General features: G+C 69.9%; 19 protein-coding genes and 1 pseudogene. 8 read left to right on the top strand and 12 right to left on the bottom strand.

What is annotated here, in order from left to right; all coding sequences use genetic code 11:
- Positions 1–3: 3 nt before the first annotated feature.
- Together LNW72_RS38295 and LNW72_RS38290 are read right to left on the bottom strand one after the other, a co-directional pair.
- Positions 4–770, bottom strand: a pseudogene (locus tag LNW72_RS38295) (ABC transporter ATP-binding protein).
- Positions 767–1,273 carry a PadR family transcriptional regulator gene (locus LNW72_RS38290; RefSeq protein ID WP_138358653.1) on the bottom strand — a complete coding sequence of 169 codons (507 nt, stop codon included), beginning with the start codon at positions 1,271–1,273 and terminating at the stop codon, positions 767–769. Before LNW72_RS38290 ends, LNW72_RS38295 begins: the two are co-directional and overlap by 4 nt.
- A gap of 162 nt (positions 1,274–1,435) precedes the next feature.
- Here LNW72_RS38290 and LNW72_RS38285 point away from each other — a divergent pair, with 162 nt between their 5' ends.
- From LNW72_RS38285 to LNW72_RS38265, 5 genes are all read left to right on the top strand, one after another.
- On the top strand, positions 1,436–2,716 hold the full coding sequence (locus LNW72_RS38285) for an ABC transporter substrate-binding protein (protein WP_250979628.1): 1,281 nt from the start codon (positions 1,436–1,438) through the stop codon (positions 2,714–2,716).
- Between the two features lie 338 nt (positions 2,717–3,054).
- Complete coding sequence (locus tag LNW72_RS38280) at positions 3,055–4,734, top strand: glycoside hydrolase family 13 protein (protein WP_250979627.1); 1,680 nt, start codon at positions 3,055–3,057, stop codon at positions 4,732–4,734.
- An 86-nt stretch (positions 4,735–4,820) separates the two neighbouring features.
- Positions 4,821–6,143, top strand: coding sequence for an ABC transporter substrate-binding protein (locus LNW72_RS38275; protein ID WP_250979626.1), 1,323 nt, complete (start codon positions 4,821–4,823; stop codon positions 6,141–6,143).
- 20 nt (positions 6,144–6,163) lie between these two features.
- Complete coding sequence (locus tag LNW72_RS38270) at positions 6,164–7,507, top strand: ABC transporter permease subunit (protein ID WP_250980469.1); 1,344 nt, start codon at positions 6,164–6,166, stop codon at positions 7,505–7,507.
- Positions 7,504–8,427 carry a carbohydrate ABC transporter permease gene (locus LNW72_RS38265; RefSeq protein ID WP_250979625.1) on the top strand — a complete coding sequence of 308 codons (924 nt, stop codon included), beginning with the start codon at positions 7,504–7,506 and terminating at the stop codon, positions 8,425–8,427. Before LNW72_RS38270 ends, LNW72_RS38265 begins: the two co-directional genes overlap by 4 nt.
- 100 nt (positions 8,428–8,527) lie before the next feature.
- On the opposite strand, the gene LNW72_RS38260 is transcribed toward LNW72_RS38265, so the two are convergent.
- Positions 8,528–10,363: a protein kinase gene (locus LNW72_RS38260; protein WP_250979624.1), complete on the bottom strand. Its 1,836-nt coding sequence runs from the start codon at positions 10,361–10,363 to the stop codon at positions 8,528–8,530.
- A gap of 464 nt (positions 10,364–10,827) precedes the next feature.
- Between LNW72_RS38260 and LNW72_RS38255 the strand changes: the two genes are divergently transcribed.
- Entirely contained in the window at positions 10,828–13,347 is a 2,520-nt protein-coding gene (locus tag LNW72_RS38255) for a collagenase (RefSeq protein ID WP_308402114.1), read from the top strand.
- 337 nt (positions 13,348–13,684) lie between these two features.
- Here LNW72_RS38255 and LNW72_RS38250 read toward each other — a convergent pair whose 3' ends face one another.
- From LNW72_RS38250 to LNW72_RS38235, 4 genes are all read right to left on the bottom strand, one after another.
- A complete protein-coding gene (locus LNW72_RS38250; RefSeq protein WP_250979623.1) occupies positions 13,685–14,452 on the bottom strand; it encodes a hypothetical protein in 768 nt (255 codons plus the stop codon).
- 171 nt (positions 14,453–14,623) lie between these two features.
- Complete coding sequence (locus tag LNW72_RS38245; RefSeq protein WP_250979622.1) at positions 14,624–14,926, bottom strand: hypothetical protein; 303 nt, start codon at positions 14,924–14,926, stop codon at positions 14,624–14,626.
- Positions 14,927–15,101: 175 nt separating this feature from the next.
- Complete coding sequence (locus tag LNW72_RS38240) at positions 15,102–16,694, bottom strand: DEAD/DEAH box helicase (RefSeq protein WP_250979621.1); 1,593 nt, start codon at positions 16,692–16,694, stop codon at positions 15,102–15,104.
- Between the two features lie 393 nt (positions 16,695–17,087).
- Positions 17,088–17,291, bottom strand: coding sequence for a cold-shock protein (locus tag LNW72_RS38235; RefSeq protein WP_034275260.1), 204 nt, complete (start codon positions 17,289–17,291; stop codon positions 17,088–17,090).
- 283 nt (positions 17,292–17,574) lie between these two features.
- On the opposite strand from LNW72_RS38235, the gene LNW72_RS38230 reads away from it, so the two are divergent.
- Positions 17,575–17,925: an SCO5918 family protein gene (locus LNW72_RS38230; RefSeq protein ID WP_250979620.1), complete on the top strand. Its 351-nt coding sequence runs from the start codon at positions 17,575–17,577 to the stop codon at positions 17,923–17,925.
- A 159-nt stretch (positions 17,926–18,084) separates the two neighbouring features.
- Here LNW72_RS38230 and LNW72_RS38225 read toward each other — a convergent pair whose 3' ends face one another.
- From LNW72_RS38225 to LNW72_RS38215, 3 genes are read right to left on the bottom strand one after another with little or no spacing between them, the layout of a single operon-like run.
- Positions 18,085–18,681 carry a hypothetical protein gene (locus tag LNW72_RS38225; RefSeq protein WP_250979619.1) on the bottom strand — a complete coding sequence of 199 codons (597 nt, stop codon included), beginning with the start codon at positions 18,679–18,681 and terminating at the stop codon, positions 18,085–18,087.
- A complete protein-coding gene (locus LNW72_RS38220; protein WP_250979618.1) occupies positions 18,678–19,046 on the bottom strand; it encodes a PadR family transcriptional regulator in 369 nt (122 codons plus the stop codon). Before LNW72_RS38220 ends, LNW72_RS38225 begins: the two co-directional genes overlap by 4 nt.
- Positions 19,047–19,056: 10 nt before the next feature.
- Complete coding sequence (locus LNW72_RS38215) at positions 19,057–19,704, bottom strand: DUF6215 domain-containing protein (RefSeq protein WP_308402113.1); 648 nt, start codon at positions 19,702–19,704, stop codon at positions 19,057–19,059.
- A 123-nt stretch (positions 19,705–19,827) separates the two neighbouring features.
- Here LNW72_RS38215 and LNW72_RS38210 point away from each other — a divergent pair, with 123 nt between their 5' ends.
- The gene (locus LNW72_RS38210) at positions 19,828–20,283 is read left to right on the top strand and encodes a PaaI family thioesterase (RefSeq protein ID WP_250979617.1); all 456 of its coding nucleotides are present in this window, start codon (positions 19,828–19,830) and stop codon (positions 20,281–20,283) included.
- Between the two features lie 59 nt (positions 20,284–20,342).
- On the opposite strand, the gene LNW72_RS38205 is transcribed toward LNW72_RS38210, so the two are convergent.
- The gene (locus LNW72_RS38205) at positions 20,343–21,464 is read right to left on the bottom strand and encodes a serine hydrolase domain-containing protein (RefSeq protein ID WP_250979616.1); all 1,122 of its coding nucleotides are present in this window, start codon (positions 21,462–21,464) and stop codon (positions 20,343–20,345) included.
- 238 nt (positions 21,465–21,702) lie between these two features.
- A complete protein-coding gene (locus LNW72_RS38200; protein WP_250979615.1) occupies positions 21,703–22,662 on the bottom strand; it encodes a helix-turn-helix domain-containing protein in 960 nt (319 codons plus the stop codon).
- Positions 22,663–22,708 lie beyond the last annotated feature (46 nt).

Below are 22,708 nucleotides of genomic sequence, written 5' to 3'. Positions count from 1 at the left end.
TGGTCAGCCCGTCAGTTTCACGATGTCCGCGGCGGCTGCCCGGTGCTGGTCCGTGGTGTCGAGGGTGGTGTCGTCGGTGATCCGGCCGTCGTAGAAGCTGATGACGCGGTCGGCCGCGCTGGCCACCCTGGCGTCGTGGGTGACCAGGACGATGGTCTGGCCCTGTTGGTGGAGCTCGGTGAGCAGCCTGATCACCTCCCGGGTGCCCTTGCCGTCCAGGGAACCGGTGGGTTCGTCGGCCAGCAGCAGATCCGGCTTGTTGACCAGGGCTCTCGCGAGTGCCACCCGTTGCTGCTCGCCGCCGGCGAGGTCGCCGGGCAGGCTGTTCTCCTTGCCGCTCAGTCCGAGCCGGCCGACGAATTCCTCCCGCGACGCCCGCGCCTGGCGGGGTGTGCGGCCCGCGAGGAGGGCGGGCAGTTCGATGTTGTCCGCGACGGTGAGGGTGGAGACGAGGTTGAAGAACTGGAAGACGATGCCGATCCTGCGGCGGCGCAGTACGGCCCAGCGCGCCTCGCTGAGATCGTCGACGCGCCGTCCGTCGAGGGCTATGCGCCCGCTGTCGGGGCGCTCCAGGCCCCCAGGAGGTGCAGCAGGGTGGATTTCCCGGCCCCCGAAGTCCCGGTGACGGCCACGAACTCGCCCCGCGCCACGTTCAGGTCCACACCGCGTACGGCCCGTACGCTGGCGCCGTCGGTGGAGTGGGTCTTGGTCAGACCCGTCACGCTCAGCAGGTGCGGCGCTGGACCGGTGGCCGGCTCGGTTCGTGTCATTCGAGTTCCTCCTGGCAGCGCTCCAACCAGTCGAGGTCGGCCTGAAGATGCAGGGACGCGCCCTCGATCAGCAGTTGTGCGATGCGGTTGTCCTGGTCCTCCCCTGCGGCCAGCTTGGACAGGGCCCGCATGAGGTTCAGGTAGTGGCGGCGCTGCTTGTTGATCAGGGTGACCTGGTCCGCCCTGCCGGTCCGGGGGGCCAGGGCGAGCTTCATGAAGAAGTCGTCCCGTACCCGGGGGGTCGGTGACGGCTCTTCGAACCAGGCGTCGACGCTCTCGCGGCCCGCCTCGGTCAGTTCGTAGATGCGTTTGTTGGGGCGGTCCGGCTGGACGATGTCCTCGCCCGCGATCAGGCCGGCCTTTTCCAGCCGGCCCAGGGTCACATAGATCTGACCGATGTTGGGCTGAGGGTACGCCGCTCCGAAGAGCTTCTCCAGGCCCTGCTTCAGTTCGTATCCATGAGCGGGGCCCGCGGCGAGCAGGGCGAGCAGGGGAAGACGCACAGTGGTTGAGCCTCCTCCCCGGCTACCTGCTTGTTAGGGGTATCGGCCGTGCCCGGACGGGCAGCTGACCGCGGCCCCTAGTATCGCGCATGCTCAGCAGGTATACATGACGCCTCGGCCATGCGGAACATGTCGCGGGCGGAGCGAGGAGTGGAGGGACCGATGCGCTGGGCGCGAATCATGGGCAGGGGACTGCTCGTGGGCGCCCTGGTGCTGGCCGGTTACGCCGGTTCGGGGGCCGGTGCGGACGCCGCGCCGCCGGGCGCCGCCGACGGCAGGGGGCCGATGACCCTGGTCACCGGCCGGGACCTCACCGGCTATCTGCAGCCGGTACTGGACGGCTGGAACCGGACCCATCCCGATGAGCCGGTGAAGCTGGTCGAGCTGCCCGAGGCGGCGGACGAGGTCCACGCGCAGATGGCGGACAGCCTGCGGTCGGGCAGCAGCCGCTTCGACGTCCTGAACATCGATGTGGCCTGGACCTCCGAGTTCGCCGGGAACCAGTGGATCGCCCCGGTGGACGGGCGCGGTCTGCCCTTGGACCGGTTGCTGCCCTCCGTCGCGGACACGGCCACGTTCCGCGGCCGGCTGTACGCCATGCCGTATGTGACCAATGCGGGGCTGCTCTACTACCGCAAGGACATCCTCGACCGGGAGGGCCTGCGCCCGCCGCGCACCTGGGCCGAGCTGGAGAAAGAGGCCTCCACCCTCGCCGCCAAGTACCGGATCGGCGGGTACGCGGGGCAGTTCCTGCCGTACGAGGGGCTGACGGTGAACGTGGCCGAGGCGGTCCAGTCGGCGGGCGGGTCGATCCTGGGCGGTGACGGGCGACAGGCGACGGTGAACTCCCCGGCCGCGCTGGAGGGCCTGCGGTTCCTGACGCGGGGCGTGACCGACGGCTGGATTCCCCGGGAGGCACTGACCTTCAAGGAGGAGGAGTCGCGGCAGGCGTTCCAGGACGGCAAGCTGCTGTTCCTGCGGAACTGGCCCTACGTCTACAACCTCGCCTCGGCCCGCGACTCCGCGGTGGCGGGAAAGTTCGGCGTCGTCCCGCTGCCCGGCCCTGACGGGCCCGGCAGCGGCGTGCTGGGCGGCTCCAACCTGGCCGTCAACGCGCACTCGCGGCACCAGCGGTCGGCTGCGGAGCTGATGGCCTACCTGTCCAGCGAGGGCGTGCAGCGCCAGGTCCTGACCGACGGCGGGCTGCCGCCGGTGTGGGCATCGCTGTACTCGGACCCGGCTCTCATCCGGCGCTTCCCGTATCTGCCGGTCCTCAAGGAGAGTGTCCGCACCGCCAGGCCGCGCCCCAAGAGCGCGCGGTACGAGCAGGTGAGCCTGGTGGTCGCCGCCGTGACCTATGACGCGCTGGCCCTGCGGCAAACGCCAGAGCAGGCGCTGGCCCGGCTGCAGCGAGAGCTCCAGGACGTCGTTCGGGGCGGCTGACCCCCGCTTCAGCCTCACCTTCCTAGTTACTTGTTAGGCATGATCGTCGGGACATCTCGTTCCAATTTTCTGCACATACCGGGATGAATGACGCTCCATGACGGCCTGATGGCCCGAGAGCGTTGACACCTCCCCGACTCTCCTACTTAACATGCATGCATCACAGGGTGAGGCTGCCGTTGGCAGTGCGCACCCCACCCCAACCCCGCCGATCGCACCGTGGTGCGCCGCTGCCCCCTGCCCGCATGCCGCGGGCCGGTCATGGCACACCGATCGGTTCTCACGGTTCCCAACTCCAACGACGGCCGCTCGCGCGTCAGATTCAGGATGGTGACGGGATGCTCGCAGTCCCAGTCGAGAACCCCGCAGGCCGCTCACCGGCGGCCCGGCCGGCCGACGGGCAACGCCCCTGGTGGCGCGATGCCGTGGTCTACCAGGTCTACATCCGCAGCTTCCTCGACAGCACCGGGGACGGCGTCGGCGACCTCGCGGGAGTCCGGGTGGGACTGCCCTACGTGCGCAAGCTCGGAGTGGACGGCATCTGGCTCAGCCCGTTCTACCCCTCCCCCCAGCACGACCACGGTTACGACGTCGCGGACTACAGCGCGGTCGACCCGCTCTACGGCGACCTCGCCGAGTTCGACCGCCTCGTCGCCGACGCGCACCGGCTCGGGCTGAAGGTCGTCATCGACATCGTCCCCAACCACTGCTCCAGCGCCCATCCCTGGTTCCGGGCGGCGCTCGCCGACGTCCCCGGCGGCCCGGCCCGGTCCCGTTTCCACTTCGCCGACGGCCGGGGGGAGCACGGGGAGCTGCCACCGAACAACTGGCGGGCGATGTTCGGCGGACCGGCCTGGTCACGCGTCAAGGAGGCGGACGGCAGCCCGGGCCAGTGGTACCTGCATCTGTTCACCCCCGAGCAGCCCGACCTCAACTGGCGTGATCCGCGGGTCGGGGACCACTTCGAGGAGGTGCTGAGGTTCTGGCTCGACCGGGGTGTCGACGGCTTCCGCATCGATGTCGCCGCCGGGCTGTTCCGGCACCCGGAACTGCCGGACTCCCCCGACCCGGAGGCCGACGAACGCACCCGCGACTCGGTGAACCCGCTGGCCTGGAACCAGCCCGAGGTACACGACGTGTGGCGCCGGTGGCGAGCGCTCTGCGAGTCGTACACCGCACACGACGGACAGGACCGGCTGCTGGTCGGCGAGGTCTCCGTACCCACCGCCGCCGATCAGGCCCTGTACGTGCGCCCCGACGAACTGCACCAGGCGTTCTTCTTCCACCTGCTCAGCGCCCCGTGGAACGCCGCCGACTTCCGCCGGAGCATCGTCGAGGCGCTGCGCGACATCGCCGGAACCGGCTCCACGGTGACCTGGGTGCTCAACAACCACGACCAGGTCAGGACCGTCACCCGCTACGACGCCGACAGCGGAGGAGTGGGCGCCACCCGCGCGCGGGCCGCGGCGCTGCTGATGCTGGCGCTGCCGGGCGCCGCCTACGTCTACCAGGGCGAGGAGCTCGGTCTGCCCGAGGTGCTCGACCTGCCCGACGACGCGCTGACCGATCCGATCTTCCGCCGGACCGGCAGCCGCCGTTACGTCCGCGACGGCTGCCGGGTCCCCCTCCCCTGGTCCGGGCACGCCTCACCGTTCGGGTTCACCGCACCGGGCTCCACCGTGCAGCCCTGGCTGCCGCAGCCCGCCTGGTTCGCCGAACACACCACCGACCGGGCCCTGAGCGACACCGGCTCGTTCTGGCACCTGTACCGCGACGGCCTGAACCTGCGCGAACAGCTTCCCCAGCTCGGCGAAGGCAGCCTGCGCTGGCTGGAGTCGCCGCCCCAGGTACTGGCCTTCGTGCGCGGCGACGGCATGGTCTGCGCCGTCAACTTCGGCGAGGAGCCGGTACCCGCCCCCGTTCCCGGGGTGCCGCTGCTGGCCAGCGCCCCCTGCCCCGCGGGGCTGCTTCCGGGCAACACCGCCGCCTGGTGGGTCTGCGACCTGCCCGCGTCCTGAGGCCGGCCCCCGGCCCGACCGGCCGGACCACCCCACCACCGCCGCCCCCGGATCCGCGGGCGGATTCGACGAAGGGATCTACCGCAATGAAGCGCATCGTGGCAGCGACAGCAGTGGTACTCGGCCTCACCATGACGGCCACCGCCTGCGGAGGCGGTCAGGACAAGACCGCCGCGCAGGACGGCAAGCAGGAACTCAAGGGCCAGTCCGTCACCGTGGCCGCGGTGTGGACCGGCGTGGAGCAGCAGAACTTCAAGAAGGTGCTGGACGCCTTCTCGGCGAAGACCGGCGCCAAGACCTCCTTCATCTCCACCGGTGACAACGTCTCCACCGTCGTCGGCAGCAAGATCGAGGGCGGCAACGCACCCGACGTCGTCATGGTCCCGCAGGTCGGCGTGGTCCAGCAGTTCGCCCGCAAGGGCTGGCTGCGGCCACTGTCCCCCGCCGCCCGCACGGCCGCCGCCGCGAACTTCGCCAAGGTGTGGCAGGACTACGGCACCGTCGACTCCGCCTTCTACGGGCTGTATTTCAAGGCGTCCAACAAGTCGACGGTCTGGTACAACCCCAAGGCGCTCGCTGACGCCGGGGCCGCCGTCCCCAAGAGCTACGAGGAGATGATCAGCGCCGCTTCGGCCGTCACCGACTCCGGGCTCCCCGGCTTCTCGGTCGCGGGTGAGGCCGGCTGGCCGCTGACCGACTGGTTCGAGAACATCTACCTGTCCCAGGCGGGACCGCAGAACTACGACAAGCTGGCGCAGCACAAGATGCCCTGGACCGACCCCACCGTCGTCAAGGCGCTCACCACCCTGGGCGGTCTGTTCGCCAAGGACCAGCTGATCGCCGGCGGCCGCAAGGGCGCTCTGGAGACCGACTTCCCCGAGTCGGTGGAGCAGGTCTTCGGCAAGCAGCCGAAGGCGGGGATGGTCTATGAGGGCGACTTCGTCAGCGGCCTGATCTCCGGTGAGCTGGGCAAGAAGGTCGGCGAGGACGCCAAGTTCTTCCCGTTCCCCGCGGTGACCGGCGGCACCGCACCGGTGGTCGGCGGCGGCGACGCCGCTGTGGCGCTGAAGGCGGGCAAGAACCAGGAAGCCGCGATGAAGTTCATCGAGTACCTGGCCACCCCCGAGGCCGCGGCCGTGTGGGCCAAGGCGGGCGGGTTCCTCTCCCCCAACCAGAAGCTGGACATCGCCACCTACACCGACGACACCACCCGGCAGACCGCCAAGTCACTGGTCGACGCCGGTGAGACCGTCCGCTTCGACATGTCCGACCAGGCCCCGGCGGCCTTCGGCGGCACCCAGGGTTCGGGCGAGTGGAAGATCCTGCAGGACTTCCTGCGGGACCCGTCGTCCCCGAAGAACACCGCCCAGGCCCTGGAGACGGCCGCGCTCCATGCCTACAAGGGCTGAGGGCGGCCGACATGTCCGTCATGAACCACCGCAGCCGGCCGATCGGTGCGGCCCCCGGCGGCCGCACCGCGCGTCAGCGGTCGGTACGCCGCCGCAAGATAAACGCCGTGGTCTTCGCCCTCCCCGCCCTGCTGCTGCTGGGCGCGCTCGTCGGCTACCCGATCGTCTTCGCCGTCGTGCGGTCGCTGTTCGACGCCTCCGGGGAACACTTCGCCGGCCTCGACAACTACACCGAGATGTTCGGCGACCCGGCGACGCTCAAGGCGATCCGCAACACGGCGATCTGGATAGCGGTCGCCCCGGCACTGCTCACCGGGCTGGGCCTGATGCTGGCGGTGCTGACCGAGAAGATCCGCTGGGCCACCGCGTTCAAGGTCCTGATCTTCATGCCGATGGCGATCTCCTTCCTCGCCGCCGGGATCACCTTCCGGCTCGTCTACGAACAGGACCCGCAGCGCGGGGTGCTCAACGCGGTCGCCGTCGGCGCCCACGACGCCTTCACCGATGCGTCCCCCTACCCCGGCGCCCGCACCCGCGGCTCCCAGGTGCTGGAGGCGCAGCCGGACGGCGGATACCGGACCGCACGGCAGGTGCGTCCCGGTGACTCGCTGACCCTCGGGCTGGTCGGCCTCAAACCGACCGCCCTTCCCGCCACGGCCGCCCAGGCGAAGACCGCCCCGGCCGCGGCGGGCGCGGTCACCGGAACCGTCTTCCTGGACTTCGTCCCCGGAGGCGGCGGCCGGCCCGACGCGGTCGACGCCCGAGAACGCGGACTGCCGCGGATGACGGTGGAGTTGGTCCGAGACCAGCGGGTGGTCGGGCACGCCACGACCGGGCCGGACGGGACCTTCCGCTTCGCCGCGGTGCCCGACGGCTCCTACGAGGTGCGCCTTCCGGCGGAGAACTTCGCCGAACCGTACGGCGGTGTCTCCTGGTTGGGACCGGCACTGATCACCCCTGCCATCATCGGTGCCTACCTGTGGATCTGGACCGGATTCGCCATGGTCCTCATCGGCGCCGGACTGTCCTCGCTTCCCCGCGAGGTCCTGGAGGCGGCCCGCATCGACGGCGCGGGCGAGTGGCAGATCTTCCGCCGGATCACCGTGCCGCTGCTCGGCCCGGTCCTGACCGTGGTCTTCGTAACTCTTCTGATCAACGTGATGAAGGTCTTCGACCTCGTGTACATCATCGCCCCCGGTCCGGTCCAGCAGGACGCGAACGTGCTGGCCCTGCAGATGTGGCTGGTCTCCTTCGGCGGCGGAAACAACCAGGGGCTGGGGAGCGCCATCGGAGTGGTGCTGCTGCTCCTGGTGGTACCCGCCATGGTCCTCAACATCCGTCGCTTCCGCAGGAGCCAGACATGACGACCCAGCACACCGCACCCGTCGGGGCCGCGCCGCGAACGACCGCGGCGCCCGCGGCGGCCCGCCGCCCCGTCCGGCTGACCTCCCGGCTCACCGCCTGGCTGGGCAAGGGCCTGGTCCAGGCGCTCCTGGTGGTCGTCGCCCTGGTCTGGCTGGTGCCCACGTTCGGTCTCTTCATCTCCTCGCTGCGGCCCTCCACCGACAACGCCACCACCGGCTGGTGGACGGCGCTGGCCCACCCGGGCGGTCTGGGGTTCTCCAACTACGGATCGATCCTGGCGGACAGCGGCATCACCCATGCCTTCTGGAACACGGTGCTGATCTCCGTGCCCACCACGGTGGCCGTCGTCGTCCTCGCGTCCCTGGCCGGATACGCCTTCGCCTGGCTGGAGTTCCCGGGACGTGACGTGATCTTCCTGCTGGTCGTCGCCATGCTCGTGGTGCCGGTGCAGATCGGGCTGCTGCCGGTGGCCAAACTCTTCGGCGCGCTCGGCATCTTCGGGTCGCTCACCGGCGTGATCCTGTTCCACGTCGCCTACGGGCTGCCGTTCGCGATCTTCCTGTTGCGGAACTACTTCGCCGACATCCCCCGCGAGATGCTGGAGGCGGCCCGGATGGACGGCGGCTCCGAATGGCTGATCTTCCGGCGGCTGATCCTCCCGGTGGCCAAACCGGCGATCGCGAGCCTGAGCATCTTCCAGTTCCTGTGGGTGTGGAACGACATGCTCGTCGCACTGATCTTCGCCGACAGCGGTTCACAACCCCTCACCGTCGCGCTGCAGTCGCAGATGCGGCAGTTCGGGTCCAACATCGACGTCCTCGCCCCGGGCGCCTTCCTGTCACTGGTCGTCCCCCTGATCGTCTTCTTCGCCTTCCAGCGCCACTTCGTCCAGGGGGTGATGGCCGGCTCGGTGAAGTGACGGTCCTGCGGCGGGCGCGTCGCGGTGCCTCCCATCACGATCGGGAAGGCCCCGCGCGGCGGCCGGAGGCGGCCGCGCGGGGTCCGATGTCAGGTTTTCACTACCGCTTCCACTGCTGTGACGCGGAACCCGCGCACTTGGCGGTGGTCGCGCCGCCGCCGAAGGCCAAGTCCAGGCACTTGCTGTCGTATTCGTCGGCGAGGCTGCTGTGGGAGCCGGAGTACCAGGACGTGAGACCGCTCTGGGCGCAGTCGCTGATGGTGGACAGGTTGTTGAACATGCCTGCCTGGAGGCACTGGCCGGTCCCCTTGTTGACCACCTGGAAACCGCCGCCCGAGACGGTCTTGGACGACCACAGCGCCGCGTTGCCGGAGCACGACCCGAGGGTGAGGCCGTTGCCGAACTGGTTGACCCCGAGGCAGGCCCCGCTACTGCCGTTCTTGAGTACGTAGTAACGGGATCCGCCCGGTGGAGTGGTGGCCGGGGGCGGCGCAGCCGTGGGCTTGCTGGTGGGAGCGGCGGTGTGACCGGGCCCGCCGGTGCTTCCCGCGTTGCCCGTGCCGTTGCTGCCGGTGCCGGTATTGCCGGTGCCGTTGCTGCCGGTGCCGTTGTTGCCGGCACCGTTGTTGCCGGTCCCGTTGGCGCCTCCGGCACCGCCGCTCGCAGCGGGGACTGCGGCCACGCTGCCCGGTGAGGGCGGGGCCGACGGCTGGCCGCTCGCGGCCGGCGCGCCCGAGGGGCGGGTGCCTGCGGACGGTGAGCCCGACGTCGCGGATGCCGCCGGCCCCGGCCCGGCCGAGCCGGAGGCCGAGGGCCCGCTCTCCGCCCCGCGGGGTCCGGTGAGCTGGGGGAGCAACTGCACGCCGATCGTCGTTCCCGCGACCAGGACGATGGGAACCACCGCCAGCAGCAGCCGGGTTCGTCGCCGCGGTCGTTCGGCCGCGGCGATCGGTGCGTTGCGCCCCACCACGACGGGCCCGGCCTGTTCCGGAAGGTCCGGCTCCGGCTCGAGCAGCAGCTGCGGTGCCGTCCGGGCCGCGAACGCCGCGCGCCCGGCCAGCCGGTCCATCACCAGCGCGGGCCAGCCGGGCCTGGCCGAGGCGGCCCTCTGGTCCGCGAGCAGGAACAGCCGGTCCGCCGTGGGGCGTCCGAGCGGGTTCTTGTCCAGGCACGCCTCGACGACCTCCGCCAGATCCCGGTCCAGTGCGCGCAACTCGTCCAGGTCGGGCTCACCGTGGACGATGCGATAGAGCACGTCCACCCCCGACCCCTCGCCGAAGGGCGGCCGGCCGACGCCCGCGTAGGCGAGCAGCGCACCGAGTGCGAACACATCCGTGGCGCCCGTCAACACCTTCGCGGCGGAGGCCTGTTCCGGCGACATGTAGGCCGGGGTGCCGACCACCACTCCGGTCCGGGTGAGCCGGCTCTGGTCGGCGGCGCGGGCGACCCCGAAGTCGATGAGGGTGGCGCCGTCCTGAGTCAGCATCACGTTGGACGGTTTGAGGTCCCGGTGCACCATGTCGAGGGCGTGCACCGCCTGGAGTCCCGCGGCCGCCTCCCGTAGCAGCAGCCACAGGGCCCGCACCGGAAGCGGTCCGCCGTGCAGGGCCATCGCCTCGGTCAGGGTGAGGCCGGGTATGTACGCGGTCGCGAACCACGGCGGCCGTGCCTGCCGGTCGCTCGCCAGCAGCGGCGCGCTGACCTCGCTCGGCAACCGGGCGAGGTTGTCGAGTTCATGGCCGAAGTGCCGCAGGAAGTTCTCGTCCTCGGCGAAGTGCGGCAGCACCTGTTTGACCGCGGCGTAGCGGCCGTCGACGACGCCCAGATACACCCGCCCCATGCCGCCGGAGCCGAGCTTGCCGAGCAGTGGGATCGTCCCGATCCGCCGCGGGTCCTCCCCTTCGAGTGGCTCGGCTCCACTGCCACTGATGTCCAACGACTCTCCCCCGTTCACCGTCACAACTCCGCAGCGTACCCAGGATCCAAGGACCCGTCAGGAGCACCCCGGCGCAGCGGCATTACCGCGACTGGCGACCCTTGTGGCTCCGTCGCCGTCCGAAGAGAGCTCCCTGCCCTTGCCGCACGTCGCCGCCGTCAGGGGTGTCCTGCGATCGGGGTTCCGCCGGAGGCACGCGACCCCGGGATGCGGTCCGGATGCGACCCGGATTCGGCCCAGATATTGCCTCCGATTTACTTCCAGCCCCTTCTCCTGTGATGTGACATGTGCAATGTTATTGCGCGCAGGCTGTGTTCATGTCAAATGACACAGCGCGGCCCGCGGTCCGGCCTCGTCACGCCCCGAACCCGTCGGAAGTCATCGGCGACCTGGACGTTCGAAGCCCGCGGTTCCCCCCACGCCGTGCAGTGCAGCACGGCCTTCACACCGCTGGGAGGCGGCACGTGAACACCCCACCGCTACGACGAAGTCTCACCGGATTCCTGATACTTGCCCTCGCACTGTGCCTGGGCATCGCCATGCTGATCCAGCCGGGCAGAGCCACGGCAGCGGACAGCCGGCAAGGACCGGCCACGCAGTCCCCCAAGGTGCCGCCACCGCTCGGCTCGACCGCCGACATATCGGATCGCGCCGAGGTTCAACGCCACCCGCTCGACACCGCCCAGCTTCCTCCGCAGAGCCCGGTCACCTCGCGGACCCCGTCGAAGGCCCCGCCAAGAGGGAACACGGCGAAGGGTGTTGCCGCCGCGTCGTGCACCCCGGCCGACTTCGGCAGCCGGACCGGATCCGCGCTGGTCACGTTCGTCCAGGCCTCGACCACGGAGTGTGTCAACACCCTGTTCGGCCTCACCGGCACCAACGCCTACAACGCCTTCCGCGAGGCGCAGATGGTCACCATCGCCAACGCCTTCAAGAACACGGCGAGGACCTACCCCGGTGACAACTCCGGCAACGTGTGGCAGCTCGTACTGTTCCTGCGCGCCGGCTACTACGTGCAGTCCTACAACTCCGCCGCCGTCGGCCCCTACGGCCCGACCCTGGCCACCGCCTCCGAGGGCGCGCTCGACACCTTCGTGGCATCCCCCCACTTCCTGGACGTCAGCTCGGCCAACGGCGACATCCTGGGCGAAGTCCTGATCCTGACGGACAGCGCCAACGAGCAGGGCCGCTACCTCAGCACCTACAAGAGGGTGCTCAACGCCTACAACAGCTCCTACGACGCCTACTGGAGCATGGACTCGGCCGTCAACAGCGTGTTCACCCCGATCTTCCGCGGGCACTGGAACCCCGCGTACATCAGCGCGGTGACCGCCGACCCGAGCATCATCGACACCCTCAGCACGTTCGCGCTGAACCACCGGGACATCCTGAACGGCAGCTGGTTCTGGCTGGACGCCAACGCCGGCACCGAGATGGCGCGCTTCCTCGACACGCCCGCGCTCCAGGCCAAGGTACGACCGCTCGCGAAGGCCCTGCTGGGCGCCTCGTCGATCACCGGCACGACGGCACCGCTGTGGGTCGGGGTCGCCGGCATGACCGACGCCCACGACCAGACCCAGTGCTCGTACTACGCGACGTGCAATTTCACGGCCCAGCTCACCGCCGCGTCGCTGCCGATCACCTACCCGTGCGACGCCGGACACACCTTCCGCGCCCAGTCCCTGACCAACGCCGCCCTGTCCGACGCGTGCACCAGTCTCAAGGGCCAGGACGCGTACTTCCACGGCATCGTCAAGGACAGCGGGCCGGTCGCCGGCGACAACAACACGAACATCCAGATCGTGACGTTCGCGAGCCCCAAGGACTACCAGGTCTACTCCGGCTGGATCTTCGGCAACAGCACCGACAACGGCGGCGAGTACCTGGAGGGCGACCCCGCCACCCCGGGCAACCAGGCCCGGTTCCTGTCCTACGTGAAGAGCGTCAACGACGGCTTCCCCGGCGACATCTGGAACCTCAACCACGAATACACGCACTACCTCGACGGACGCTACGACATGTACGGCGACTTCACCGCCGGGCAGGGCGTCCCGGACATCTGGTGGATCGAGGGCTTCGCCGAGTACGTCTCCTACAGCTACCGCAACATCCCCGACACCGAGGCCATCGCCGATGCCGGACAGCACACCTTCGCGCTGAGCACCCTCTGGCAGAGCACCTACGACAACAGCAGCCTGGACCGCACCTACCCGTGGGGTTACCTGGCCGTCCGCTACATGATCGAGAAGCACCCCGCCGACGTCCAGAACATGCTCGCCAAGTTCCGCACCGGCGACTACAACGGCGCCTACGCCGTCTACAGCACCGGAATCGGCACCCGTTACGACGCCGACTTCAACACCTGGCTCGACGCGTGCGCAGCCGGCGCCTGCGGCGGCACGAGCAGCGGACCGACCGCAGCCTTCGACGCCGCCGTCTCCGGCCTGACGGTGAGCCTCACCGACAGGTCCACCGACACCGGCAGCACCATCACCGCCCGCTCCTGGAACCTCGGCGACGGCACCACCTCCACCGCCACCAACCCCTCCAGGACGTACGCCGCCGCCGGCACGTACACGATCACCCTGACCGTCACCGACGCCAAGGGCCTGACCTCCACCACCGCCAAGCCCGTCACCGTCAGCGGCGCCCTGCCGACCTGCACGAACGCCGACACCCGCGTCATGGGCCAGAACTGCTCCCGCTCGGGCCGGTCGGCCTCGGCGGGCAACCTGGACTACCTGTACCTCTACCTGCCGGCCGGGACCACCACGCTGAACATCACGACCACCGGCGGCACCGGCAACGCCGACCTCTACTACAACCCCAGCACGTGGGCGACCAGCACGGCCTACACGGCGCGCTCGGCCAAGGCCGGGAACACCGAAGCCATCACGGTCACCAACACCACCGCCGGATACCGCTACATCAGCCTGTACGCGCAGACAGCGTTCAGCGGCGTAACGGTCACCACCAAGTACTGATCCCAACTCCCGTCTGCCTTGAGGCGGCGACACTGCGGGCAGCGGTCCAGACCGCTGCCCGCAGTGCGCTGCGCCCCACATCGCCGCTAGGAGGGACCTCGGCCGTGCAGCTTGTCCAGGTGCATGAGGCAGGCATCGTCCGCGACCCGCCGAGCCGCGCCAGACACGTACCGGCGCAACCTGGGTGTCGTCGAGCGGCGGTTCGGTCTTTCGCTCTCCCCCGCATACCTGTGTGAAGCCCGTCTGCCGGCGTATGCGGTCCGCAGGACTCCGGACATGCGTATCTGAGATGACGCGTGACCAGTAGTCGAGTTCCGTGTAGTCGATGTGTGGACCGTCAAGGCCGCTCCCACACCGTCACCGCCAGCGTCTGGCGGCCGGCGCCCGCCGTGCCGCCCGCCGTGAAGAACCCGACCCGACCGCCGTCCGTCCCGAAGCACACGATGGAACCCGGTGTCACGTCCGCCGTCCGCTGTCCCAGGTGCGTGTTGAGCAGGGTGACGCACTGCTCCCGCTGCGGCGGGGCCGCACCGCTCCAGGACACGACCGTGGTGCCGACGATTTGGCCCGGTTCGCAGCTGAGTTGGCAGGCGAGTCCGAGATCCCCCATCGGTGCTCGCAGTGGCGGTACGGAGTCCAGCGACCAGCCCGTGATCGGACTCCCGCTCGCGCTCCCGTCATCCAGCGTCAACGTCCCCTGCCAGCGCACGTGTACGGCTGCGGGAGCCGTCGAGGCGGGCGGCTCGGTGGCAGGCGGCGTGGGGGGTTCGGCGGAGGGCGGCGGGGTGGTGGTGGAGGGTGCGGTGGTCGAGGTGGGCGGCGGGTCCGGCGTGGGTGCCTGGGGCGGGGCGCTCGCGCCGCTCACCGAGCTCCCACCCGACGGAACCGCTGCCGACGAGCCTGCGGCCGACGGTGATCCTTCGTGCTGGAAGAGCACCGTACCCAGCACGATCGCCGCCACTCCGACGAGCGCAACCACCAACTGCGCCCAGGTGGTTGTGATCGCTGGGATCTCCACCCCGCCCAGTTTCACCGCTTTCCCCACCACGGACGCGACCAGGCACCCCACGCCGAAGATCCACAGCGGCGCGATATAAGCGATCACAGCGACCCCTCCCCCATGCGTACACACGACACCACCACGCCACCGCGGTGCATGCGACGGTAGCGGCCCGCCATGACCGGGAGAAGGAGACGTCACCGAGCGCCGTCCGACCTGCCTTTCCAGCGCCACTTTGGCCAGGTCGCGACCGGATCCGCTGGGCCGGGAGCGGTTCTAGACCCGTTCGGCCGTCCGCTGCGGCGTCAGTTCCGCGCCGGGCGGGCGCAGATACAGGCGCAGGGTGTGGGCGGGCTCGGCCGTCCCACGGTCCCAGCGGGTATCGACGACGGCGCAGGCTGGCCCTTCCCCCAGCCAGTCCGCGGCGGCTTGGAACAGGGCCGCGGGCTCCTGGCCGGCCAGGATCAGTGTTCCGTCGTCCTCCACGGTGACCCACAGGTCGACATGGGAGTTCACGAACGCGCCCGCCCGCTCACGCAACTCTTCGACCAGCGTCGCCGTACCAGAATCCGTCGTCATCGCTCTGCCTTCCGCACGATATGTCAGTGACTGTTCGTGTGCCCCGCTTACCTTCCGTCACTCCCCCGAGTCCCTCCGGATCGTGTGAAGGCCAAAAAGGTGGAGCGAACGCGAAGAGCCGTCCCGCCCCCGGCATCAGGGATGGGACGGCTCTTCAGCAGCGTCGGCTGCGACGTTACGCGGCGCTGGTCGTCGTGCGCGGCGCGGGGCGTTCGCCTGATGCGGAGCGGCGGGCCTGGGCGAAGCGGCTGCGGCGGCCGCGGGTGGCGGAGGCGCTGCGCTTGGCGCGTTCCACGACCGGTGCGGCGATGACGCACGGGACGCCGCTGGGGGCCTGGGCGCCGGTGATGCGGGTCAGTTCGGCCTCGTCGGGGCGGACCTGTGCGGTCTGCGGGGTGATGCCGGCGTCCCGCATCAAGCGGATCATGTCGCGGCGCTGGTTGGGCAGGACCAGGGTGACGACGCTGCCGGACTCGCCGGCGCGCGCGGTGCGGCCGCCGCGGTGGAGGTAGTCCTTGTGGTCGCTGGGCGGGTCGATGTTGACGACCAGGTCGAGGTTGTCGACGTGGATGCCGCGGGCGGCGACGTTCGTGGCGACCAGCACGGTGACGTGTCCGGTCTTGAACTGCTCCAGGGTGCGGGTCCGCTGCGGCTGGGACTTGCCCCCGTGCAGTGCCGCGGCGCGCACTCCGCTGTTCAGCAGGTGGTCGGTGAGCTTGTCCACGGCGTGCTTGGTGTCGAGGAACATGATGACGCGGCCGTCACGGGCGGCGATCTGCGTCGTCACGGCGTTCTTGTCGGCGCCGTGCACGTGCAGCACGTGGTGCTCCATCGTGGTGACCGCGCCGGCCGACGGGTCGACGGAGTGGACGACCGGGTCGTGCAGGTAGCGGCGCACGAGCAGGTCGACGTTGCGGTCCAGAGTGGCGGAGAACAGCATGCGCTGCCCGTCCGGACGCACCTGGTCCAGCAGCGCGGTGACCTGCGGCATGAAGCCCATGTCGGCCATCTGGTCGGCCTCGTCGAGCACCGTGATGCCGACCTGGTCCAGGCGGCAGGAGCCACGGTCGATGAGGTCCTTGAGCCGGCCCGGCGTGGCGACGACGACTTCGGCGCCACCGCGCAGCAGGTGGATCTGCCGTCCGATGGACATGCCGCCGACGACGGTGGCCATCCGCAGCCGCAGCGAGCGGGCGTACGGGGTCAGGGCGTCGGTGACCTGCTGGGCGAGCTCACGGGTCGGGACCAGGACCAGGGCGAGCGGCTGCAGCGGCTCCGCGCGCTGTCCGGCGGTCCTGGCGAGCAGCGCCAGACCGAAGGCGAGCGTCTTGCCGGAACCGGTACGGCCGCGGCCCAGGACGTTGCGGCCGGCCAGGGCGTTGGGCAGCGTCGCGCCCTGGATGGGGAACGGCACCGCCATGCCCTCGTGCGCCAGCGTCTGCAGCAGGGCGGCCGGCATGTCCAGCGCGGCGAAAGTCTCCACCGCGGGCAGCGCCGGAGTGAGAGTGACCGGCAGGGCGAACTCACCCTGAACGGACGGGCGCCGGCTCGAACCGCCGGAACGGCCCGACCCCGCATAGCCACCGGAACGGCCGGAGCCACCGGAGCCCGCGTAGCCGCCGGAACGGCTCGGCGCACCGGAACGGCTCGGGGCACCGGAGCGGCTCGGGGCCGAACGGCCGTAGCCGCCGGCGCTCGAAGCGCCACCGCGACCGCTGGAACCTGAGCTGGAACTGGAATACGAGCGGTTGGAACGTACGGGGTTCACAGAGAACCTTCCTGGATACGGCGCGCACCCAGGAGGCCCCAGCAGCGAACACGCCGCGCGAAGGCATCGCAAGAACGAACCGGAAGAATGAGCAGGAACGAGGCGGGAGCGAAGCGGCGCGGAATCAACCGCGCGAACACACTTCGCCAGATACCTCGCCACGAGCGGCGCTGCCAGAAATGGCGGCCGGGAGCTGGACCCGCAGAGGGCGGGCCCGGGGCAGTGAGCACATCGCGGTCGTGGACCGCGGAGCCGCCTGCCGTGCGGCGTGGAACCGGTGCTGCAGCGGCCCTGCCCCACTCGGCACTGAGCGGGGGGCGAGGGACGTGCGAGCGACGGTCAGGGCCCGCGACCTTGCGGAGCGGGCCCTGACCGTGTGATGCGCGTCAGTGCTTAGGCGGGAACGATGTTCTCCGCCTGCGGGCCCTTCTGGCCCTGCGTGACGTCGAAGGAGACCTTCTGGCCTTCCTGCAGCTCGCGGAAGCCCTGGGCGGCGATGTTCGAGTAGTGGGCGAAGACGTCAGCGCCGCCGCCGTCCTGCTCGATGAAGCCGAAGCCCTTTTCCGCGTTGAACCACTTCACGGTGCCAGTAGCCATGTGTGTCTCCTTAAGACAATGCAGAACCGAAAACCGCACTGTGCGGCGTTCGCGTCGCCGCGATGAGCCCATCCGGAGATGACCGGCAAAACAAAAAATGCACCCGCGGGTCATGCCCGTCGAGTGCACACAAAGTTCATGGGTACCACAACTGCAACTGGCATCAAGGTAGCACAGAAGGGCCCTCGGTGCGGGTTTCCCGTCCTTCAGTCGGTCCTTCCTGAACGGGACTTGATGTGGGACTCTGGGCAATACCACCACCCCCCTTCCTTGCTGAGGCACTATGCGCTGCATCATCGCCGGCTTCCCGTTCGACCTGATGAAGAGCGAGGTGCTGCACAAGATGCAGGGCATCAAGCCAGAACCGGTCACCGGAGAATCCGTGATCATCAGCCGCCGCACCTACCCCGTCAAGCAGGTCGGCCAGATCCTCACCCGCCAGGACCGGCGTGACTTCACCGCCGAGCAGATCACCCGGGCCATGACCCGACTCGGCTTCACCTGCCGTCCCGCACCCGCCGCCGTCACGGAACCGGCCGGCACGGCCTCGGTCGGCACGGACCCGGCCACCGCGGTGCCGAGCCCGGACCAGCCCGAGGCAGCGATGCCGGGCAACCACCACGCCTACAGCTGACCGGCGCTACGCGCCCCGGCCGACGCTTTCCCCGGCCCCAGCTCCGGCCCCGGCCCCGACTCGGTCGGGCTCCCGGAAGACGGCGCTGCACCGCCACGGCCGTGGCGGTGCAGCGTGGGCCGGCTCACAGGACACACAGGGCGCACATGGCACGCGGGTCTAGCGAAGCTGCTGCCGGACCCGTGCGGCTGAACGGTGCAGCCGGACCGCCGCGGCCACCGGGAGGGGCACCGCTGCCAGCAGGGCGACCATCAGCGCGACCGGAGTCAGACCGCCGCCCGCCACGGAGAAGACGACAGCGAGTACGGGTACCGCGACGACCGGCGAGAGCATCAGCAGCGTCGCCTGTCGCTTCTCCTTTCGTGCCCACTGCGGAGACCTCCACAGCCGTACGAGTGCGGCGATCGTGGCGGCCGGCGCGAAGAACGGTCCGATCACCGGAATGAGTGAGGCCGGCAGCGCGACGACGATCAGACAGAGAGTGATCGCGGTGCGCCTGCCGCTCTCCGGCACCGGGCCGCCGCCGGCCTCCTCGGCCAGGGCGGCCGCGACGATCTCCCCAGGTGTCCCCAGCTGGTCCAGGACCCGGCGCACACTGCCCTCGTCGACGGTCTCGGAGTCCGCAAGCGCCACTTCGATGTGCTCACGGAGATCCGCCAGCAGCTCCCGGCGGCGGACGTCGGGAAGCGCCGCGGTGCCTTCCCCGACCGAGGACAGATAGGCCTGCACGAGGGGATGGGCGAGAGTGTCGTTCACGTCGTCTCTCCGGGGGCGAGGAAGTGGTCGACGGCGGTGCGGAAGGAGGGCCAGTTCACGGCGAACTCCTCCAAAGCGCTGCGGCCGGCGTCGGTCAGTGTGTAGTACCTGCGCGGCGGCCCGTTCTCGGATTCCTGCAGGTGGGTGTCGGCGAGTCCGGTGCGTCGCAGGCGCGACAGCAGGGGGTAGATCGTGCCCTGGCTGGTCACCATGACGTCGACCCTGGCAAGCTCCGCCAACAGCTCCACCCCATAGCGGGGGCCGTCCCGGAGCAGCGCCAGGACGCAGTACTCCAGCACCCCCTTACGGAGCTGACTCGCCACGCGGCCGTCCGCTCCGGGGATGCTTGCATAACCATCTACCATGCAAAGCAAGCTACCACGGGCGGCGGGCCGGGCGGACGTCGGCCGGGGCCGGCACCTCGGCTGACGCGTCAGCCGGCGGTCCAGCCCGGGATCGTCGGCAGCACCTTTTCGGCGACGTGGAACAACGCCGCGTCATCGGGCAGCACGTCGTCCTGGCGCCAGATGGCGACCTCGAAGGAACCACCGCCGTCCTTCGCGTCCTGGCGACCAGCAGGTGGCGGGCGATGCCGCCGGGGCCGGTGCCGGCCTTGCCGCCGCCGTTGAAGGTGATGGACATCGTCCGGTCCGAGTAGAGGACAGCCGGATGGCCCAGGACCGTGCGGGGCTGCGCCGTCCTGCCCAGGAACGCCGCCGAGTGGGCGACCGAGAGATGGTCGTAGGACACCGAGATCTTCACGGAGTAGCTCTTCAGCACGACGTTCCCCTCGGGAGCGACGATCTTGGCGCCACCGGCAAAACGGATCCATCCCCCGCCGCCGCTGGCGGTCTCGGCGTGGTCCGCCGGCGTTCCGAGGAGGGCCGGCAGGTCCTGACGGTTCAGCGCCGCGCACAGCTGGGCTCCGGAAACGTACTGCGGCGGGAGCGTTTCATGGGTGAAGGCCCGGCCGTCCGCGGCCCGCGCGGTCACCCGCGTCTCCGGTGCCATGATGATCGCCATCGGCGGGTTCCTCCTCGCCGGGAGACCGCCCGGCCGAGGCAACGTCCGTTGCGAGTACTGGCCGTTGTCCGTTACAGCACCGGCCGTTGTCCGTTGCAAGTACTGGCCGTTGAAGGAGAGCACATGGAAGACCGGACTCACGAGGAGCAGGCAAGCCCCGAGACCCAAGCGCGCATCCAGGGGAGCTTCGACCGGCAAGGGCTCATGAGCCACCTCGGCGCCCGTATCACTCGCATCGCACCCGGGCGCGTGCACATCGTGCTCCCGAGTCGCCCCGAAGTGACGCAGCAGCACGGCTACTTCCACGCCGGAGCCACCAGCGCCATCGCCGACAGCGCCGGTGGCTACGCGGCCTTCACCCTGTTCCCCGAGGACACCTCGGTGCTCACCGTCGAATACAAGATCAACCTTCTGGCACCGGCCGTCGGCGAGCACCTTGAGGCCGTGGGAACGGTTCTCAAGTCGGGACGGACCCTGACCGTGTGCCAGTTGGAGGTGTTCGGGGTCCAGGACGGCAAGCAGACGCTCGTCGCGAACGGTCAGCAGACCCTGATCTGCATCAACAGGCCGGACCACTGATACCGCCACTGATACCGCCCCGGACCCCGTGGCGCACAGCCGCCCCTAACAGGCGCGGTTCAGCGGCTGCACAGGGCCGTGTCCACGACACTCTCCACGTGCTTCATGGCCGCCTCGTCGTTCGGCTGAATGGTCACCGCGACGTTGGCGGCGCGGCCCTCACTCGTGACGCCGCCCCGGGTCTCATATCCCGGGAAGCTGCCGCCGTGGCCCCAGTAGACACCGCCGCACGACAGGGGCGTGCTCACCAGCCCCAGTCCGTAGCGGGCGCCGGAGGCGAAGGGGTATCCGGCCGTGACCGTGGTACGCATCTCGGCGAGCTGGGCGGGCGGGAGGAGGCGGCCGCCCAGGAGCTCGGTGAAGAACCGGTTGAGGTCGGAGTTGGTGGAGATCATCCCACCTGCCGACCAGGCCCAGGAGGGGTCCATCTCCGTGACGTCGACCAGCGGCGCGCCCGCCGCATCCTGGTTGTAGCCCTTGGGATGGGGTTCTCGGATGGTGCTGTCACCAGGGGCCGGGAAGTAGGTGTGGCGCAGCCCGAGCTCCTTGATGATGCGCCGGTCGATCTCCTTGGCGATGGGGCGGCCGGTGACCTTCTCGACGATCAGGCCGGCCAGCACGTAGTTCGTGTTGCTGTACGCCCACTTCTTCCCGGGTGCGAAGTCGGCCTTGTGCTGGAGGGCGAGGTCGAGGAGCTCGCGCGGCTCGAAGTACCGGACGTCGTCGCCGAGGTAGTCGGTGTAGTTGGGAAGTCCGCTGGTCTGCTGGAGGATCTGGCGGACGGTGATGCGGCGTCCGTCGATGCCCTCCCCGCGTACGAGGCCCGGCAGGTAGGTGTCGACCTTGGCGTCGAGGCGGATCTTCCCTTCGCCGACCAGTTGCAGCACGACCACCGAGGTGAACACCTTGGTATTGCTGCCGATCCGCACCTGACCGTCGACGGGCACCTGCGAGCCGGTGGCCAGATCGCCGACCCCCGCGGTGTAGGTGCGGGTGTGACCCCAGCGGTCCTGGACACTCGCGAGTGCGGCGGGCAGTCCATCGGAGCGCACCAGCGCGTTCAGACCCTGCTGGACCGTGTCCGACCTGTCGGCGGCAACGGTGTCCGACCCGCCGGCCGCGACGGTGTCCGACCGGCCGGCCGCGAACGCCGCGGGCGGCGCCAGGGCACCCATCGCCATGGCACCCAAGACCACCGCGGCAGCGGCCGGCGCGACTCTGCGCCGACCGTCCTGCCACCGACCGTCCTGCCGTCGCCCGGATGAACGGAACCTCTGCCATGTCTGCTCGCGCACGCGCCAACTCCTGGGGAATCACTGGACCGGTAATGTGTACCGGTTCAGCATTTCCGGCAGCGACCGCCCGGACGATCCTGCTGTCCGCCCAGCTCAGGTAGGGCTATCCCCCGGGTACGACGGGTCAGCGCGCCGGATCGAACGCCTGCCGATACCGGTACGGAGTGGTCTGGTTGATCCGGGTGAAGTGCACGCGCAGGCTCTGCGCCGACCCGAACCCGCATCGTTCGGCGACGCGGTCGACGGTGTCGTTCGTCGTCTCCAGCAGGTCGCGGGCGCGGGACACGCGTTCGTGCACGAGCCACTGCAGCGGTGTGGTTCCGGTGCTGGCGCGGAAGTGGCGCAGGAAGCTGCGCTTGCTCATCGCCGCCCGTACGGCCAGGTCGTCGATCGTCAGTGGGCGGTGGAGCTGGCTTCGCGCCCAGTCGAGCACGGGGGCAAGACTGGTCGACTCACCGGCCGGCACCGGCTGGTCGATGTACTGGGCCTGGCCGCCTTCGCGGTGCGGCGGGATGACCATGCGGCGGGCGAGGGTGTTGGCGACGCGGCTGCCGTGGTCGAGTCGGACGAGGTGCAGGCACAGGTCCAGTCCCGCGCACTCGCCCGCGGAGGTGAAGATCCGCTCGTCCTCGGTGTAGAGCACATTCGGGTCCAGCCGCACCGCCGGCCACCGTTGGGTGAGTTCGGCGGCGTACATCCAATGCGTGGTGGCGCGGCGGCCGTCGAGCAGCCCCGCCGCTGCCAGGGTGAACGCTCCGGTGCAGATGGACGCGATCCGGGCCCCTCGCGCGTAGGCCTTGCGCAGTGCTTCCAGCAGCTCCGGCGGCGGATCGCCCTGCAGGTCGGCGCAGGCCGGCACGATCACGGTGTCGGCGCGCTCCAGCTCCGCGAGATCCACCCCGTCGAACGACAGGCCTTCGGCCGTACGGACCGGACCGTCGCCCACCATCGCGCACAGCGTCACTTCGTACCAGGGAACGGGAAAGTCCTGTCGGGGACGGCCGAACACCTCGAACGCGACAGCGGCCTCGAACACCGGGACATTCGCGGTGAGCGGCACGACGATGCGGTGGGGCTTCTGCATGGCACGAACCTAGCATCATGTGGCGTTCTTGCCACTGCCGGAGCGG

Origin of the sequence: Streptomyces sp. RKAG293 (assembly GCF_023701745.1) — a bacterium.
In the GTDB taxonomy this organism is placed as follows: domain Bacteria; phylum Actinomycetota; class Actinomycetes; order Streptomycetales; family Streptomycetaceae; genus Actinacidiphila.
This window is presented reverse-complemented; position numbering and strand designations above follow the sequence as displayed.